Origin of the sequence: Enterocloster sp. 210928-DFI.2.20 (assembly GCF_020554465.1) — a bacterium.
GTDB classification, from domain to species: Bacteria; Bacillota; Clostridia; order Lachnospirales; family Lachnospiraceae; genus Enterocloster; species Enterocloster bolteae.
Genome location: NZ_JAJCHK010000001.1, coordinates 600,162 through 618,161, shown reverse-complemented (window position 1 = coordinate 618,161; position 18,000 = coordinate 600,162). Strand labels below are relative to the sequence as shown.

General features: G+C 44.3%; 20 protein-coding genes and 1 pseudogene. 4 read left to right on the top strand and 17 right to left on the bottom strand.

The annotated features are described in order from the left end of the window. Positions 1–35: 35 nt before the first annotated feature. The 14 genes from LI015_RS02845 to LI015_RS02780 form a co-directional block, all read right to left on the bottom strand. The gene (locus tag LI015_RS02845) at positions 36–446 is read right to left on the bottom strand and encodes an AbrB/MazE/SpoVT family DNA-binding domain-containing protein (protein WP_227124037.1); all 411 of its coding nucleotides are present in this window, start codon (positions 444–446) and stop codon (positions 36–38) included. A gap of 12 nt (positions 447–458) precedes the next feature. Then, complete coding sequence (locus LI015_RS02840; RefSeq protein WP_227124035.1) at positions 459–1,388, bottom strand: DNA adenine methylase; 930 nt, start codon at positions 1,386–1,388, stop codon at positions 459–461. Positions 1,389–1,403: 15 nt separating this feature from the next. Continuing rightward, on the bottom strand, positions 1,404–1,865 hold the full coding sequence (locus LI015_RS02835) for a hypothetical protein (RefSeq protein WP_227124033.1): 462 nt from the start codon (positions 1,863–1,865) through the stop codon (positions 1,404–1,406). A gap of 230 nt (positions 1,866–2,095) precedes the next feature. Continuing rightward, on the bottom strand, positions 2,096–2,647 hold the full coding sequence (locus LI015_RS02830; RefSeq protein ID WP_227124031.1) for a hypothetical protein: 552 nt from the start codon (positions 2,645–2,647) through the stop codon (positions 2,096–2,098). A gap of 45 nt (positions 2,648–2,692) precedes the next feature. Further along, entirely contained in the window at positions 2,693–3,538 is an 846-nt protein-coding gene (locus LI015_RS02825) for a phosphoadenosine phosphosulfate reductase family protein (protein WP_128570489.1), read from the bottom strand. Between the two features lie 401 nt (positions 3,539–3,939). Continuing rightward, positions 3,940–4,662, bottom strand: a complete 723-nt coding sequence (locus LI015_RS02820; RefSeq protein WP_227124029.1) for a DUF5131 family protein — start codon at positions 4,660–4,662, stop codon at positions 3,940–3,942. 63 nt (positions 4,663–4,725) lie between these two features. Then, positions 4,726–5,151, bottom strand: a complete 426-nt coding sequence (locus LI015_RS02815) for a GNAT family N-acetyltransferase (protein WP_227124027.1) — start codon at positions 5,149–5,151, stop codon at positions 4,726–4,728. A gap of 191 nt (positions 5,152–5,342) precedes the next feature. Then, a complete protein-coding gene (locus LI015_RS02810; protein WP_117626399.1) occupies positions 5,343–5,768 on the bottom strand; it encodes a hypothetical protein in 426 nt (141 codons plus the stop codon). A 236-nt stretch (positions 5,769–6,004) separates the two neighbouring features. Next, positions 6,005–7,609 (bottom strand): antirestriction protein ArdA, encoded by a 1,605-nt coding sequence (locus tag LI015_RS02805; RefSeq protein ID WP_227124025.1) that lies wholly within the window; start codon positions 7,607–7,609, stop codon positions 6,005–6,007. A gap of 92 nt (positions 7,610–7,701) precedes the next feature. Next, positions 7,702–8,943, bottom strand: coding sequence for an antirestriction protein ArdA (locus LI015_RS02800; RefSeq protein WP_227124023.1), 1,242 nt, complete (start codon positions 8,941–8,943; stop codon positions 7,702–7,704). 85 nt (positions 8,944–9,028) lie between these two features. Continuing rightward, the gene (locus LI015_RS02795) at positions 9,029–9,589 is read right to left on the bottom strand and encodes a GNAT family N-acetyltransferase (protein ID WP_227124021.1); all 561 of its coding nucleotides are present in this window, start codon (positions 9,587–9,589) and stop codon (positions 9,029–9,031) included. 48 nt (positions 9,590–9,637) lie between these two features. Next, positions 9,638–10,216 carry an urea carboxylase-associated family protein gene (locus LI015_RS02790; protein ID WP_227124019.1) on the bottom strand — a complete coding sequence of 193 codons (579 nt, stop codon included), beginning with the start codon at positions 10,214–10,216 and terminating at the stop codon, positions 9,638–9,640. 765 nt (positions 10,217–10,981) lie between these two features. Beyond that, complete coding sequence (locus LI015_RS02785) at positions 10,982–11,260, bottom strand: hypothetical protein (RefSeq protein WP_227124017.1); 279 nt, start codon at positions 11,258–11,260, stop codon at positions 10,982–10,984. Between the two features lie 60 nt (positions 11,261–11,320). Then, complete coding sequence (locus LI015_RS02780; protein ID WP_227124015.1) at positions 11,321–11,506, bottom strand: helix-turn-helix domain-containing protein; 186 nt, start codon at positions 11,504–11,506, stop codon at positions 11,321–11,323. Positions 11,507–12,041: 535 nt separating this feature from the next. Here LI015_RS02780 and LI015_RS02775 point away from each other — a divergent pair. Further along, a complete protein-coding gene (locus LI015_RS02775) occupies positions 12,042–12,218 on the top strand; it encodes a PspC domain-containing protein (RefSeq protein WP_227124013.1) in 177 nt (58 codons plus the stop codon). Positions 12,219–12,734: 516 nt separating this feature from the next. Here the strand turns inward: LI015_RS02775 and LI015_RS02770 are convergent. Next, positions 12,735–13,034, bottom strand: a complete 300-nt coding sequence (locus tag LI015_RS02770) for a type II toxin-antitoxin system RelE/ParE family toxin (protein WP_195420544.1) — start codon at positions 13,032–13,034, stop codon at positions 12,735–12,737. Further along, positions 13,024–13,287 carry a type II toxin-antitoxin system prevent-host-death family antitoxin gene (locus tag LI015_RS02765; protein WP_002565254.1) on the bottom strand — a complete coding sequence of 88 codons (264 nt, stop codon included), beginning with the start codon at positions 13,285–13,287 and terminating at the stop codon, positions 13,024–13,026. The genes LI015_RS02770 and LI015_RS02765 overlap by 11 nt, the downstream gene beginning before the upstream one ends. A 381-nt stretch (positions 13,288–13,668) precedes the next feature. Between LI015_RS02765 and LI015_RS02760 the strand changes: the two genes are divergently transcribed. From LI015_RS02760 to LI015_RS02750, 3 genes and pseudogenes are all read left to right on the top strand, one after another. Continuing rightward, a complete protein-coding gene (locus tag LI015_RS02760) occupies positions 13,669–13,827 on the top strand; it encodes a ribbon-helix-helix domain-containing protein (RefSeq protein WP_024725848.1) in 159 nt (52 codons plus the stop codon). A gap of 3 nt (positions 13,828–13,830) precedes the next feature. Further along, positions 13,831–15,456 (top strand): recombinase family protein, encoded by a 1,626-nt coding sequence (locus tag LI015_RS02755; RefSeq protein ID WP_024725849.1) that lies wholly within the window; start codon positions 13,831–13,833, stop codon positions 15,454–15,456. Positions 15,457–15,509: 53 nt separating this feature from the next. After that, positions 15,510–16,244, top strand: a pseudogene (locus tag LI015_RS02750) (nucleoside recognition domain-containing protein); the annotation flags it as partial. A gap of 119 nt (positions 16,245–16,363) precedes the next feature. Here LI015_RS02750 and groL read toward each other — a convergent pair. Beyond that, positions 16,364–17,986, bottom strand: coding sequence for a chaperonin GroEL (gene groL / locus LI015_RS02745; protein ID WP_002565270.1), 1,623 nt, complete (start codon positions 17,984–17,986; stop codon positions 16,364–16,366). Between the last annotated feature and the right edge of the window lie 14 nt (positions 17,987–18,000).

The following is an 18,000-nucleotide window of genomic DNA, read 5'->3' as shown; positions in this document are numbered from 1 at the left end:
AAAGTTCAATGCCAGAGTTTTGCTGGCATGATCACTCAAGATTCCGAGAGATCATTAATGATCCGTACCTTCTCAGGGTTGATTCCAATTTCCGAACACAGTTCCAGTATTTCATGCGGCACGATTACCCCGGCCCGGGCCGGAAGAATGGTAATCCTCCTATCCTCGCACACAACCTCCAGGTCCTCATCCGGCTGGATACCGGCTTCCTCTAACAGTTCCTCCGGAACCGTCAGATGCGTTCCATCCTCATACAGCTGGTCCGGCGTCAGTTCCCCCACCTCCAACGGGCTTACGAACACCTCCGGCCCGCCGCCATATTCTTTTGCCAGATATGTGACATAGACCGTTCCATCTGCATTTGTGCCAATCGCTTCCAACACTTCTGCCGGTATTATCACTCTCCCGTCTTCCTCTGGCCTCATATTTAATTCTTTTAACCGCATGTTCCTCCTTCCTTACGAATAAAATCCGTATACATCCGACAGCTCTATCTGTTCCGGCAATTCCCTGCTCCTACACGCTGTATCATAGTTTGATATGAACACCTCCGCATACTCCTCCCTCTGGTTATACCTCTGTGCCAGGTTATTCAGCCGTTTGACAGTCTCAATCTGATATCCTTCATACAGTCCACGGATATAGGCACAGTCGTTATAGGATAACAGCCATTTTCCCTGAATACCCCCAAGCACGTCACGGAGCCGCACATGGTCCTCCCGGCGGAACACCACTTCGTAATGTCCCTCTGTTTTGTAATAGGGCGGGTCACAATAAAAAAAGGCATCCTCCCGGTCATACTGCCGTATAAGTGCCTCAAAATCCTTGTTTTCCACCACGGTCCCGGCTAACCTCCTGCTTCCCTCCCAGAGCAGCCCGAATGTTCTGCGAATATCGAAGGGCTGACTCCCATAGGAAGTGCAGCTGCTTCCGTAGCTATATCGGATTAACTGATAAAAGCAGGCAGCCCGTTTTACATCATACATCCTTGCACGTTCCTCCAGGATAGGCCGGATATCTCCACACGCCTCTGGTGTCAGACATTGTTCTGCCAGATGTCCCTCCTCCTGATACCATGGACCTGGAGCCATGAATTCCTCCCGATTCAGAAATCTCTTCAGATAGTCGAACTCCTCCCTTCCATTCAACGGAAAGAATCCTAATTCCTGAATCAATGCCAGGGGCCTGTCCCGCACACACCGGAACAGGTTGGTCAGGTCAGAGTTATAATCATTGTATACTTCCATCCCGTCCGGCGGCTTTCCGAACAGAACCCAGCCTCCCCCGCCAAACACCTCGATATAACGTCCATAGGATAAGGGGAACCGCTGGTAAATCAGTTCCCTGAGGGCTTTCTTTCCTCCAATCCAACTGATAATGCTGTTCAATGGGGCATCACCTCCCTACACCATACCGACCTGTTCCATACGCCTCAGGCCATGTTCCCGCAGAAGGCATCCGGTCAGGAGGACGGCAAACAATCCCTGGTCCACCAGGCTGCGGTCCGTCAGGTCCGATACCTTCACACATCCTGTCCGGTAATACAGGTCCTTGGCCAGATGAAACAGGATGTATCCTTTGACGTTGATGCCTCCAAGCTGTATATCCGGAAAGATTACCTGTGACATAGTAATGGCATCCCGTGCCTTATCCCAGAGATATCCGTCAGCGGCCAACAGATAAAGGGCGCAGGAATAGGATGCCTTTTGGTCCAGAGCAAGAATCTGTCTATGCCCCATGAGACCTCTGTATCGTTCCTCATGTTCCCGGTTTCGATAGACAGGGCCGTCCATACATGACTTTGTTTCCTCTACCCGCTCTATAAACTGGCTGTCGGGAATCCGTAACCGCAGTTCCTTTACCATCTTCTGGTATCCTGAAATCTTTGTGTCTTTGCAAAAAAAACAGGAGATCGCCATTTCCTGTCCCTTCCTGTCCGGAAGACAGGGATTCCCCTCCTGCATCAACACTTCGAATGCCTCTAAACTGCTGCCTGATAAAAAACGTCCTACTGGCATTTCATTTACCTCTCTTTCCTCTGTCCTTACATGTTTTGTGAACATTCGTTTTTCTCATTCTTTGAGGACCATCTTCTTTACTGCACAGGTCCCTGGGGTCCCATCTGACTGTTCTGTCCTGTTTCCAGTAGTTGTGCCCCCTGGAAAAAATAATGGACCAGACATCTCATATCCTCAAACCCTCTTGTTTCCGGCATGCAGACCGTGATAACCACTGCATCTATGATGCTTCGTCCGTCCCAGATCCTGGAAAATTCACGGCTTTCCCCCCAGTAACCATCTCCTTCTGTATTGAATTCCTCATATCGGCCATCCGCTTCAAATAAATAGGTCACTGTATCAACTCCAATCTCTTTCTGCTCTACCTCCTGTCCCTTATAACAATAGCCATCCATGTAGGTGCTGATGGTTCGTTCCGGGGCCATATAGAGGGTCATGGTATCCAACATTTCTCCCGGCAGGTCCTCAATCGGTTGTTCCTGCAGGACGACCCGTGCCACAAAATTTTTAGGCACCTTACAATTCACCGCCAGACGGTCAAGTTTTTGGCCCTCAAAACGTTCAAAATACATGGGATCACCGAACCGTATATGCGTTGGACAGTCCACTACATAAATTTCTTTCTTCACAATTTCCTCCTTTAAGGCCGCATATATTACATCCACGTACTTCCGTCACTCCGACTTCTCATTCTCTGCCCTCCACAGCTCCAAATCGGACAGGCTGATTTGTCCTTCCGTGTTCTTATCCTCCATCCACCAGGCAAAGACATCCTCTGCATCCTTCCATCGGGTTGTTATCCCCTGCTCCTGAATAGATGTCAGCATCACGCCGAATGCCCGTAGATAGGCCCTCTGGTAGCTGGGAAAAATGCGGAATTCGGTCCAACGGTTCTTTGCCGCCATGGGGCAGCCAATGCACCCAACCCGGTGAAATCCCCATTCATACAGCGGGTTTACCGGAATACGCTCGGACTGGATATAGTCCCATATATCCCGATCCAGCCAGTCCACAATAGGATTGCAAATCCGTTTTCCTTTTATGGCGCATGTCTCAAATAACATACGCTCATCGACATTGTCATTGTTAAGAATAATCTTCTTGTTCTTATCTCTTGTGTAGTTCTCAAAAACACCACGATTATTCCTGCGTTTCTGACTTTCCGCCCATCGTACCCCGGTCGTTATAAACCGGTCCTGACAGGAATTTTCCTTCAGTATCTCACAGCAATAACGCTGCAGCCTTGTAGGTGGGAACCGTTTCATGGGAATCAGGGACCACATGGACACGCGCTGACCTTTGTAATACGGATAGTGAATGCTGCACGGGATTCCCTTGCTTTCATATTCCCTGAATATCTGCCGTACATAATAAATTGTCTGTGGTGCGTCGGCAGTAGTCAGATTATGGTGAAGCTCAAAGGGTATGCCAGCTCTCCTCACAATCTCCCTGCAAACAGCACTGTCTTTCCCTCCACTGTCCGTAACTACTAAGGGACGGCCATATATCCGCAAAGACATTTCAGATGCTGTTTTTACTCTTTCTATCGCTTTCTGCTCTAAATCCATTCAAAAAAGAGTCAGATATCTTTTCCCGGCCGGAACTCTGCCTCCTTCCTTTTCGCTATCTTGCAAGAGAAAGAAAAAAGACACTGACTCTCATCAGTATCTTCGTATCAGATCTGCTCTTTTCTATTTACACTGCAACCACCCTCGCCTTCCTTCCAACACAATTTCATTGCCCCGCTCTCAATTCACAGGTTCATTTTAGGAACCTGTACAGGGTCTTATCTTAAAAATGTGGCGTTGCCCTCATATCCGCTAATTTCATATAGAAATTCATTGAGCACACCGAAAGCGGACATAAAAACAGAGGCGTCATGACATATTCTTTATGTATGCCACAACAGCCTCTATATCATTTAGCACTTATAATTTACCCCGGCCTTCTGCGCCTGGCTCATCTGAGCCTTCCGGTCTATCAAATACACCTTATTCCCCTTCTTGAACATTGCCCCTGTCTGCTTAAACCAGAAGGGTACATCATATTCCACACATTGCTCCATGGAATCAAGTATCCAGGAGAAGTCACAGACTCTTGCGTCCGGCCCGGACTCTCCACCACAGGTAACACCTTCTATCTTCCCTGTGGCCAAATATTTCCGGATATCGATCTGCTCCAGCATTGGCTCATGAATCACAGTCCGGTGTTTGATTGGCAATTCCAGAAAAACAGGCAGGCGGTAGTCAGCCTGATTCTGATTCTCACAGGTACAGCAGATGGTCACATTTTCATACCCGCTTCCCCAGTCCCCCGGTAATTCCACCTCAAACCGGTGGATGCGTTTGGTAATAATAACAAAATGCAGATCGCTGCGCCTACGAATGATATTCCATGCTTCCGCACGCCATACATCTGCCTCATCCAGAAAAAAATCAGAGGTCATGCAGGTATACACACTCTCACCATCTGGCTGCAGCTTGTAGTCACCCTTGCGGTTACATTTAACCGGCATATCAAATTTAGAAGTACGGGTTACAACACTGCTATCCTTACCAAATTCAGCATCTCTCCGATAAACATAGCAATTCGTACAGCCTGGGCTGATTTTTTTACATCCATGCCATGGATTCCAGGTTGACATATCACCACCTCCGGTTTTCACTACCAAACAGGCCAGAAGAGCCCTTTCTCGTAAATTAAGCTCTTATTTCCCACTCTCATAGACCATCAGACATTCTCTCTCGCCGGTATCTTTTTCTGTCATTCGCTCCCGGACCGTGAACCCTTCTTTCAGGTAAAAGGCCATTGCCCCTGTATTCTTATCGAACACATGCAAGGACAACCGCTTCTTCTTTTTCACCGTTTCAATTAGCTGATGGCCAATTCCCTGCCCCTTGTGTCCTGCCGCTACAAAAATACCGGCAATATATTCCGCGTCCATTCCGATGAAACCCAGAATTTCTCCCTCCTCCTCGTACACATATACCTCCGCATTGGGCAGTACCGATTTTACGGAATCGAAATTCTTCTTCCAATACTCGGCGTCTATAAAAGAATGGGCTTCCAGATTTCCCTGGAGCCATATATCCATAATCTTATCTAAATCCTGAAATTCAAATAATCGAATCATCTCTCCGCCTCCTTGCCTCTCTATTATATCGGACCAGCATCTATTGTGCAAGTGCCAATAGAACATTTGTTTGTTTTCATCGAATCACATCGTTCTATATGACAGAACGGTTGGTTACTATATAATTACCGAAGCCCGGCCGCCGTTATGATGAGCCAGGATATCTTTCTACAGTCCTGCTCTAGCACCTACTATCTCATTAATATATCACCTAATCCAAGCTCCTCATTCTCCTGAACAGGGGTATCCAAACGCCGCTCTGACTGCTGATGTTCCTCCATCTTTTGTACAGGCCCTCCATCAAGAAAACCGCCTAATGTGTTTGCAACATAATCAGACAACCATGTGCCTCCAAATGTCTCATGACTACGAAGCCTCCATATAGCCAGCTTTCCGAAATCGAGTTTCACATCCTCAAATGGAAACAGCAGGTTGGTTGAGCCCTCATGGAAAAATGACCTCACATCTCCAAACTTTGTCCCTCCCAGTAAGATATCTTCCTGTGTCAATAATTCATTAATCCCATTCACCCATTCCTGTATATCTCCTCCACAGCCCTGCAAAATCATCCCCTCCTTGTGTTTCATCTGACGCAACTCATTTATTGTGATCTCCATGAAACTCCTCCTTCTACTTTTATGACAGCTCAATTCTTCCATATTTCCCTACAGCTATCGTTCTATATAACCCTCAACATGACAGACCGCGGAGCTCATCCGTTCTATCGTCTTCTGTTCTAAATCCAATCGCCAGAGAGTCAGATATCTCTTATCCCGGTCGGGATCCTGCCTCCTTCCTCTGGCTTCCTACAGGAGAGTGATTTGTATAAAAAGGGGGACCTCCTTTATCTATCTTATATAAACGGTTCTATCCTCCCTGTTTCCTGTTCTGGAAGGTCTGGCCTCTTTAATTCTTCTTCCGTCATGATGCACAGCGCAGTCCCATAGTCCTCATCCCATAGTCCGATATGCATTTCCCCCCTCTCCGTAAGGATGGGATATTCGAGGAGGGACAGTCCCCATCCCTCCTTCATTTGACGCAGCCAGTCCCTCTTCAGTTCCTCTTGTTCTGCTTCTGTCAATGTTCCTATTGTCCTTACCTCAAGGGCACACCACAATTGCCCGCCATATGCTTCGATCTCCGGAACCATACATTCAACCTTTGCACGTAGCAGCTGATGATTCAGGAAAGCTCCCATACAATCTTCGTCGGATGGCAGATGCCGTTTGAATACAGTCTCAATGGCAGTCTTTTGTTTGATTAAACGTTCACCTGATAATATCTCCGGCATGAAACCATCTCGGTTATTCCAGAACATTGAGACTGTCAGGGGGCTATAGAGCCGGATGGTCCTGTTCTCTGACAGACGGCGGCTGTAATCCCTGGTTGGATGAAATACATGGCCTGTGAATGTGGTTACCATGTATCGGTCCGGAAAGGATTCCATATATTCCTCATAACGGCAGAACGGTTTCAGCTCCTCTGGCAGGACTATCCTGAAATACTGTAGAGCCAACATTCTCGCCATCGTCTTACGGCCCATCTTATCAGAAGGAACATACACGTAGTTTTCATAGTCTTGGATAATATCACATGCTTCCCCTATGGTTTCCGGCAATCCAGCTTCCAGAATAGCATAGAGTTTTTCCTTCTCCAGTATCCCTCTTCGGGCGACTTCCCTGTCGATTACATCGGCTACCCGGTCTAGTTCAGATAACGTAATTCCTGGTGGAAGATAACACGAAAGTTCCCCCAGATAACCACTGGTGTGCTGTATGGCATAGGCGTCCCATTTTTTCACTGCCGGACAGGCTTTCTTCTGTTCTGTAAGCGGAAGTTGGAATATTTCTTTATTCCAGTTCTCATCTGTCATATGGACAGAAAGAAAACATCCTTTGTAAGAGTCATACCCTTGTTCCTTACTCCTACACGGGGCAGTCTGTTTTTTAATCACATAACCCATGGGGGTCATACAGCCTTTCGTGCTTACATATTCCCTTCCAATGGATTCAAAGTCCAGAAACGGCTCAATTCTCTTGTCTATCTGTATTCCTCGCTTTTCCAACTCCAGACGCCCGGCCGCTTCCCAGTTTTTCATGCGGTCATCCAGGATGTAACGGTCCAGGTTCTTTGCCACGTCCATTACCGTTTCGATTGAGTCCGGATGGTCCCACATAAGCGCTGCACCGAATCTTTCCTTCTCATCTTTCTCCCACACGGCCATCTCCCGAGTAAGCTCATTGAGCAATTCCAAATGTCCATTCTTAAATACCGTACAATCTTCCAGGCATTCTGCCAACGATGGCACGTCCGATTCCACCCCGGCGATAAACGGTATCATACTAGAAGAATGCATCCCTTTCAGCTCCATGTATATCCGTTCTATCTCATCCTGACTGGCGGGCAGGTCCATCCATACCCCCTGACTGATATTCTCTCTCTTGATATATATTCGCATCTTACATCTCCAAATAAAAAGAGACCTCCATAAAGGCGGCCCTACAACTATTCTAATCTATCACACCAGTATCGCGATTCTTAAACTCAAACTCATTGCATCACCATGTCTGATACTGACCTGGCTGATTCCCACACAAACGTCTGCTCATTTCTGGAGGCGACACCATAGGGAGTCATAGCAGCACCTTTCTTCAGCATATAACGCTCCCCATAACCCCTGAAATCAAAATAAGCGAAGGAAGGATCATCTGTATCAATACCTGCTTTCTGAAAGACCTGTTCCGCATAGCATTCTAATGAAATGATAGATGGGTCCAACTCATAACAGTTCAAATTGTTTGCAATATTCAAATTCAACTCCAGGTCATTACTTTGTTCAAATTCCAATACTGCCTTATATTTTATCAGTGTTTCCCCATCAGGAAATGTCTGGATCCGCTCTGCCAGGATATTTAACTCATTGATGTCCGTATCACTGGCAATCTGATAATTAAATAGTGGAACAATACTCTTTACTTCAGTAATAATGCAGGAATTCAACGAAGAGACCTCCAGCCGTTTGAGAGCCTGGTCTATTTCCATTTCTCCTGCGGGTAAATCCAACCATACGCCAGTATGTTTCTCTGGATTACAATCCAGGGAATTCAACCGCAAGGAGATAACCCCCTCATGGATGTCTGGATATTCCGGAAGGTGTATCCCATCATATGTCTCTGTCCATATGTCAGATCCAAAGAATAGGTAGCCTTTCGTAGTGAACACTCCCTTATCACTTTTCCGGAGTGCCCGCCCTACTTTTTCTTCATCCAACATCTCCAATACTTCATCGGATGCTTCCTGAATCACATCCAATAACTCTCCCATCAGGCATAGTTCCCCCAGCATGTTATCATTCAGGATATCTGGTTGGAATACAAATGAGTCCAGGTTATAACAGATATTGATTAATTCCTTCATATCAATTCTGTTCCCATCTTCCTGGCGTAGTTTAATGGCTCCTTCGTAAGTATTGAGTTGTGCTTCATTCATCTGGCTCAGCTTATAGGCCAGTAGGTTTACTTCTTCTAGCTTCTTTTCCCCGCATGCTTCCAATACATTGTCAAGAAACTGCGGCCAGTCCTCAAACCACTTCAGAGCTATTTCTTTCTCGGAAGGTGTATGTGCACACGCCAGAGCATCCGCAATCCCTGCCTTGCCTGCTGGAAGCTTCAGGACTGCACCTGTGTATCCCCGCTGTCCGATGTATTGATTTGCCATGATTGTTACCTGCATTTTTGTTTTATACCTCCAAAAAAAAGAACCACCACAAAGGCGGTTCACCACATATTTCATTTATCTTCATACTCCTGCATCTTCAGTCTCACACTATATCGGACATTGTTTTATACTCCCTCCTACTTTTTTCTAACCTATTGTTTCAATCTATAAATACCCCATCACCCCTCTTGTTATTTGTAAATCGATTTCTTGCAGTGTTCAATTCTCTTAAATTGGACCTTACTATAATTTCGTAATGTATTCTTTGCCCTGCATATTCAGAAAAGGGTTCTTCACTCTTTTTTACGAACTGAAAGCCTGCACTTTCATAGGTATGCTGCGCAGGAACGCAAACCTGATTCGTCCAAACGACTATCTTTTGGGCCCCTTGCGCAATAATGCGCTGAACGGCCTCCCGCATCTGTCGTTTTCCATAACCATTTCCTTTGTATTTCGTCAAAATACAGTTGTGTCCGATTTCTGTTGATTCAGGTAGATTGGTCGGATTCCAGGAAACAAACCCGATAGGTTTTCCTTCTGAGACTGTCATAAAGCCGCTAAAATCAGCAATATGGGGATTATCATAAAAAAAATCATCAAATTCTTGCCATTGGTCATGCCAACTACGTTCAAATTTCGGTTCAAAAGCATAGCCGTCTTTTAGAAGAGTTGCAAGTGTTCCACGAGGAAAATCTGTTATCCTTTTAAATTCAATCTCCATTTTCTCCTCCACAATTTCGATTTATCAGCCCAGTAAACCTGAAATGTTTTAATCAACAACAATTTTGACAGGAGAACACGTTCCACGATTGCACTTACTTTCAGAAACACTACAAGCGGCAACTCCCAGTGTAATATCCATCAGTGCTTTTAATACAATTTTGTCACCCGCTTTAGAAACTGGTTCTTCCACTGAAATACTGCCATTGGTGTTGATTTTCGTGTGCATGAATAAGTTGACAGGTACGATAACGGCACGTTGTTCATCAAGCACCCTATTGATATTATCAAAGCAGTTTGGATGTTCTTCGCCGTTATGGTAGAAGAAGTCATACATTTCTGGCCGGCAACATGGGTGGAGCAAATCATGTTCTCCCACATCATCCGTAAGCACTTTTATCATGGGGCGGTATAGGTTTGTATAAATAATATCTCCAACATTTAATTTCAAAGATTCGTTACAGTCAATCGTCACTCCAGTTGAAAGAAATTCATTTACATTTCCATTCACTTCGGCAAAAAAATCTACCACTTGCCCGCCTTCAATATCAATCACTGTAATACTTTGACCTTGCTTAACATCAATTTTCATTCCCGAACACGCCGGAATTATATACTCTCTACTCAATGTATTTGCCTCCCCATTTCCGATTTAGGTAAATTATATCACATAGAACTTTCTCCGTCATGACATTCATACATTCATCAGTCTTACATCTAAAATTCATTGACATACATAACATCACTCATCCACTACGATGCTTATTTTTAGAATTGTGATTTTTGTAGTTTAGTCATATTCCATCCTCCTTAATTATTAAACCTTAATAGTGTATGTATCAGTTTGTAAACTAATATTAATGAATCTGCTACTATCATTTCGTATTTCTATATTTTATAATTAAAATAACTTCTATGCTGAAAGGTGGGCGCTCGATATGAAATACCAGCTACAATTTCACTATCTATTTGGGGGATGGATTATATTAGCCACTATCCTGTTTGCCATAAATGAAGTGTTCATCAATAGTTCAATATTTAGTATACTTATCAAGGCAAGCTTGGGAATTATCCTTATTATTTATCCGATTTATCCTAAACGTTTTGAATCCTTTTGGGAGAAAAACACTTGTAGAAACATAATTCGTCTACTGGCAACATTAGAAATCCTGGCTTCTACACTAGTTCTTAATAAATTCTAAATTCCTTGTATGTAATACTCACTCTCCGACACTATATTATTGTTGGCTTTAGACTTACATGCTCCATATGCCCGGTCTTTACAAAGGAAAGAAAAGCTACTGCAATTTAGTCCATAATCATAAATGCAGTTGTCACATAAGCACTCTTTACATTTATTTTCGTCAAACATGTTATTCTCTTCTCTTAAATGCTAAATTAAATAACTGGCCCACGCATACTGTGTATTATCTTCTATGGCCCAATAATATCTCCCATAGGAAGAATCATCACCTTGCTGATGCTGATCACAGTATTCGTTTTCTTCTTGCTCCTTTGGTTCTTGTGTTACGCCAAAACCAGATAAGCAACCGTCATCCATATCTGCGTTTTCTGAATCCCCCAGCTCTAAGTCCTCATATAGTTTATCTGTTTTTTCTTTTAACTTCTCGTATTCAGCTACTTTCCGTCCTATTTCTTTCGGTATTTTCAAGTTCTGTTTACCCCTTAAATGTCACTATCATATTCCGCAACGCTTCCAGGTCATTCTATTTTAAGAATGGAAGGAGTTATTGTCCCTAAGTAGTTTTCTACTCCGGGCAGGAAGTGTTGGATAATCCTTCCTGCCCTGCTCCCATTTGATAAGGGAGCGCTTTGACACTCCGGCGTACTTCGCCAGCTTTGCATGGGATAGCCCCTGCTGTTTACGCTGCTCCTTTAAATACTCTCCGACTTTCATATGTACACGCTCCTATATTGTATCTGTTCTCTTACGACTATCATAAATGCCAATTTTGAAGAATTTCCACCTTTATATCAGCTTCTATCCAGATGATATCAATAAAACCGCTATTTTCAGAGTTCAAAAACACATCTATTTTTCGTCAATTCAAGGCCATTTTACACTTCAAAGCCATGGGAAGTTGTCGTTTCAATGATAAATAAAAATTTTGTAAGATAAACTTAACCTTCTGCACACCATATTTCTCCATTTTATATTTTATAATAAAAATATATTAACCACACGTTCTGAAAGTATTACTATAACTAAATATTCTAATGCGGAACAGGAGGCATTCTGATGAAAATAAAATACTTTATAGCAGGTGTGTCCGTGTATTTCTTTTTCAGTCTGCTTAAAGCCTTATTATATCCATAAAGATGAATGGGTGGAAAAATAAATATCAATTTAAACCTCATGAGATTCTATAATTTTAATAAAGATTATATAGAGAGCATCTAACAATACAATTTGTATAAACGAGGTAATATTTATGAATAAAAAACTATATCGTTCAACAAACGACCGTGTTTTTCTTGGCCTTTGCGGCGGTCTTGGAGAATTTTTCGGGATAAACCCATTGGCTTTCCGATTGATTTTTTTCTTCTCAGGGCCTGGACTTTTAGCCTATCTTATACTCTGTGCTTTTGTTCCAGAAAAACCATATTAAATAAACATTGAGTAGTTCAGCCTTTTCTTACTCTAAAACATAGCAGAAAAAGCCATACTCACAATCAGAATCTATCCATAGCAGCATATTTACAATCATCATTCCTACTTTCTGTGAATATATCATTGCCCACAATGGTCAGCAAGTCTAAATCCTGGCTGGAAATCCCTAATCACATTAAACTTTAAAGGAAGATTACGACATCTTGGTGCCGTCTGTCTCCCTTTTTAACTGATTTTATCGCCATCCACCAACCTCAGATCTATTCACACGATTTAACAGAAATCTATTATTCGCCAACTGCCTCCGGGAGGGTTGGGATGTAGATAACGCAATTATTAAAGAGCAGAATACACCCCAAATGTAATTCAGCTTCATACATATTCCAGCTTAACAGATTCCAATCAACATCTGAACTGCACTCCATGAATAATCTTTTTATAAAAACAGGAGTGTCACTATTTTGACACTCCATATCACTTTTCTGGATTTTAATGTAGAACTTTATATGCTACTCTAAAAATTTTTTTTCCCATGCTGCACCGTAACAATATCCACTTCCTTCTTTCTTGCATGAATCTTATATATAATAATATAACTATCCACAATCAGTTCCCGGTAACCGCGGTTTGCATATCTGCCAGTTTTTCGCTCCGCGCAGCGGTATGGATATTCTTCCAGACTGAAAATACCTGCCTCCAAACGGTCCGCCTGCTCTTCTGCATATTCCGGAACCTGTTCATAAATATACTGGTAAATACTGTCTAAATCCCGCAGGGCACGCTGAAACATCTTGATTGTATATTTATTTTGCATACTTTCTCCTCAATCCGCTCAATGCCTCCCTGGCATCCATAAGGACAGCCCCACCTTCCATTTCAGTCTCCGCTTCTGCAATCGCAGCATCAATCTGTGTATCAGTTATCAGCCTCTCATACGCTTCAATGCTCATCACTACAAGATCCCCATAGCCATTTTTTGTTACAAAAATCGGTTCCTGGCTTTTATGGCAGATATCTGAAATTTCATTCGTTTTCCTTAAATCTGTAATTGGCATAATCTGTGGCATAATATCCCTCCTCTTTTTGTACATAATTATATCATTATTATATACAAAATTCAATCTATATATAACGAATCCAGACTCTCATGAATCTTTCGCTTATAACATTAAAGGGTTAGAGACATCATCATACCGCTATTCAATTCCATCTCCGCCCGGTTTTTACTAATAATCCGTATCTCCCTCACCAACTGCCGCACCAATACATCATCAATCACTCTCCCCATACCATGCCTCTTTTTACTTTTCATTCTTTGAGTACATCATTCCATAAGCCACATCAATGTCGCCATCTCGATATTCTTTATATAAAGAACACGAAACCCATCCAACAACCTTGACAAAGGTGTTACACTATGGTACACACTATACAAGGAGGTGGACAATATGGCTGTTTCTAAAAATAACGTGAGAGTACCTATAACAATCCCCAAGGAATTAAAACAGCAGTTAGACGAACTGGCAAAAGAGGATAAGCGTACCTTTTCCAACTTATGCGCTAAGATTCTGTCTGACTATGTTGAGCAAAAAAAGGATGGTGAGTAATCTTTGAGAATCTATATATACAGCCGTAAATCGGTATATACGGGCAAAGGGGAAAGCGTTGAAAACCAGATTGAAATGTGCAGGGAGTATATTTCAGCCAAAATCCCCGAATCAGATAAGGCAGAAATTGTCGTTTATGAAGACGAAGGCTTTTCTGCAAAAAATACGAACAGACCGCAATTTCAGAAAATGCTTCGTGATATAAAACTAAACAAACCAGAATATGTTGTTTGTTATCGCCTTGACCGTATCAGCCGTAATGTCAGTGACTTTTCTTCTCTGATTGAAGACTTGAACAGCTATAATATTTCATTTGTCTGTATCAAGGAAGAATTTGACACCTCAAAGCCTATGGGAAAGGCCATGATGTACATAGCTTCGGTTTTCGCCCAACTGGAAAGAGAAACGATTGCAGAGCGTGTCCGTGACAATATGCTAATGCTGGCAAGGACCGGACGTTGGCTGGGCGGCACTACTCCCACAGGATTTACCTCTGAAAAGATACAGGAAATCATCATTGACGGAAAAATCAAGACTTCCTGCAAGCTAAAGGACAATCCGGAGGAACTAAAAACCATCGACTGTATTCTGGAAAAGTTCTTAGAACTTCGGAGTATATCCGGAGTAAGCAAATATCTAATCAAGCAAGGAATCAAATCACGTACGGGGAAAATATTCTCTCTGTTAGGGATTAAAGAAATACTGCAAAATCCGGTTTACTGTATCGCTGATGAGGACGCATGGGAATACTTTACGGAACATCATTCAGACGTTTGCTTTGAAAAAACCGAGTGTTCCAATAAATATGGTCTGCTGACATACAATAAACGTGATTACAGGAAGAAAAATGCCCCAAGGCAGGGTATGGATAAATGGATTGTAGCTATCGGAAAGCACAAGGGACGTATTTCCGGTAAAAAATGGGTAGCCATTCAGAACATCCTGAAAGATAACATCCCCACAGGTACGAAACCAGCTATCATGCATAATGACTATTCCCTGCTGTCCGGCTTAATCTTCTGCGACAAGTGCCAGAGCCGGATGTTCGCAAAGCAGCGAAGCGGCAAAGGCGGCAACCGTGAACTCTACTACTATATTTGTAACAACAAACTGCGTGGAGGTTTAAAATTATGTGACTGCCAAAACCTCAATGGGCAGCAGGCGGACGATATTGTTTGTGAATACCTCATGCAGTACACGGATGAAAATTCCGGTATCTACAAGCTGCTGGAAAAGCTGAAACAGGATTTACAGGGCCAGACACAAAAAAGTCCCCTATCAGTCCTTGATGATAAGATCACCAAATGTAACAGCGAGATGGACAACCTGATCAACACACTGTCACACGGAAACTTAGGCACTGCTTTCATTGAACGTGTAAATGCCAGAATCATGGAACTGGACAAAGAACTGTCTTCCATGAAAGAAGAAAAAAAACGTCTGCAAAAGGATGTCAGCGTCATAACTGACAGGGAAATCCAAGTTGATATGCTGTCCACGGCATTGTCCAGCTTCAAAGACAATTTCCATACACTGACAATCGAAGAAAAACGCACCTTAATTAAGCTGATGGTTAAGAAAATTGTCTGGGATGGCAAAGATCTCCATATTTTTATCGACGGCGAGTAGGGAACTGTCAGCCCTCTACTCGTCGTATGGAGCAAAGTTACCGTTTAGGTGGTGGCGCATTCCCCACACTCATCGCCATCATCTCCATGTTCTTTGTGGGTGTATCCGGAGGAGCCTTTGACTCCATGCTGTCAGCCCTGCTCCTGACCCTGTTTATTGTACTGGGCGTATGCATGACCTTTGTGGTCTCCAAAGCCCTTTCCATGACCGTGTTAAAGGGAATTCCCTCTTCCTTCACCCTGGAGCTGCCTCCTTACCGGCGTCCCCAGATTGGCAAGGTGATTGTCCGTTCCATCTTTGACCGGACCCTGTTCGTGCTGGGGAGGGCCATTGCGGTGGCTGCCCCTGCGGGCCTTTTAATCTGGGTCATGGCAAATGTACAGGTAAACGGCATCACCCTGTTAGCCCATTGTTCCGGTTTCCTGGATCCCTTTGCAAGGCTTCTTGGAATGGACGGAGTGATTCTGATGGCATTTATCCTGGGGCTTCCTGCCAATGAAATTGTAATTCCCATCATTATCATGGCCTACATGGCCCAGGGAAGCCTTCTGGAATTTGACAGCCTGGCACAGCTGAGGGAATTGCTGGTAAATAACGGCTGGACCTGGATTACCGCTGTCAGTACCATGCTTTTCTCCCTGATGCACTGGCCCTGCACCACCACCCTTCTTACTATCCGAAAGGAATCAGGCAGTTTTAAGTGGACAGTTATGTCCTTCCTGGTGCCTACGGTCTGCGGAATCGTGCTGTGCTTTGCCTTTACAGCCGTAGCCCGGTTGTTTGTATAAAAAGAGCTTCCCCGCACATACGGCAGGAAAGCAAAAAGGATGGGACAGCAGCACACATATTCCTGTGCTGTGTCCCATCCTTAATTATACTTTATCAATCAAATATCGTGTCTGGGGGATTAATACATTCCGCCCATATCAGGTGCTGCCGGGCCTGCCGGAGCCGGCTCCTTGATGTTTGCAACAACAGTCTCTGTTGTCAGCAGTGTGGAAGCAACGCTGGTTGCGTTCTGAAGTGCGCTTCTTGTAACCTTTACAGGATCCAGGATGCCTGCTTCAATCATATCCACATACTCTTCCTTGTAAGCGTCAAAGCCGTGGCCTACAGAGGATTCTTTTACCTTATTTACAATAACGGAACCTTCCAGTCCTGCGTTGGCCACGATGTGGTACAGAGGAGCCTCCAGAGCCTTTAAGATGATTCTGGCGCCGGTCTTCTCATCGCCTTCCAGTCCGTCAGCAACACTCTTCACTTCTCCTGCTGCGTGTACATAAGCAGAACCGCCGCCTGCGATGATGCCTTCCTCTACGGCTGCTCTTGTGGCGTTCAGCGCATCTTCCATACGAAGCTTAGCTTCCTTCATCTCTGTCTCGGTTGCAGCGCCAACACGGATAACGGCTACACCGCCTGCCAGCTTAGCCAGACGCTCCTGCAGCTTCTCTCTGTCAAAATCAGAGGTGGTTTCCTCGATCTGCTTGCGAATCTGGGATACCCTTGCGGAAATGGCATCCTTGTCGCCCATGCCGTCAACGATGATGGTGTTCTCTTTCTGAACCTTAACAGATTTTGCACGTCCTAACTGCTCCATGGTTGCATCCTTCAGATCCAGGCCCAGTTCCTCGGAGATAACAGTGCCGCCTGTCAGGATAGCGATATCCTGCAGCATCTCTTTCCTTCTGTCGCCGTAGCCGGGAGCCTTCACAGCCACTACGTTGAATGTGCCTCTCAGCTTGTTTACAATCAGGGTGGTCAGTGCTTCGCCTTCCACATCCTCAGCGATGATGAGAAGTCTTGCGCCCATCTTAACAACCTGCTCCAGCAGAGGAAGCAGATCCTGGATGTTGGAGATCTTCTTATCGGTGATCAGCACGTATGGATCGTCTAAGTTAGCTTCCATCTTATCCATATCTGTGCACATATAAGCGGACAGGTAACCTCTGTCAAACTGCATACCTTCAACCAGGTCAAGCTCTGTCTTCATTGTCTTGGATTCTTCAATGGTGATGACGCCGTCCTTGGAAACCTTCTCCATAGCGTCTGCTACCATGGTTCCCACTTCATCATCGGAAGCAGAGATGGCAGCTACCCTTGCAATCTGCTCTTTGCCGTTGATCGGCTTGCTCATCTTCTTGATAGCTTCCACAGCTGCATCTGTAGCCTTCTTCATACCTTTTCTCAGAACGATTGGGTTTGCGCCTGCTGCCAGATTCTTCATGCCTTCGTTTACCATGGCCTGAGCCAGAACAGTTGCTGTGGTGGTACCGTCTCCGGCCACATCGTTGGTCTTGGAAGCAACTTCCTTGATCAGCTGTGCGCCCATGTTCTCATATGGATCCTGCAGCTCGATTTCCTTTGCAATGGTAACACCGTCGTTTGTAATTAACGGAGCGCCGAAGGACTTATCCAGGACAACGTTGCGTCCCTTCGGTCCAAGGGTCACACGTACAGTATCTGCTAACTGGTTAACGCCTGCTTCCAGTGCCTTGCGGGCTTCTACGCCATATTTAATCTGCTTTGCCATCTTTCATCAACCTC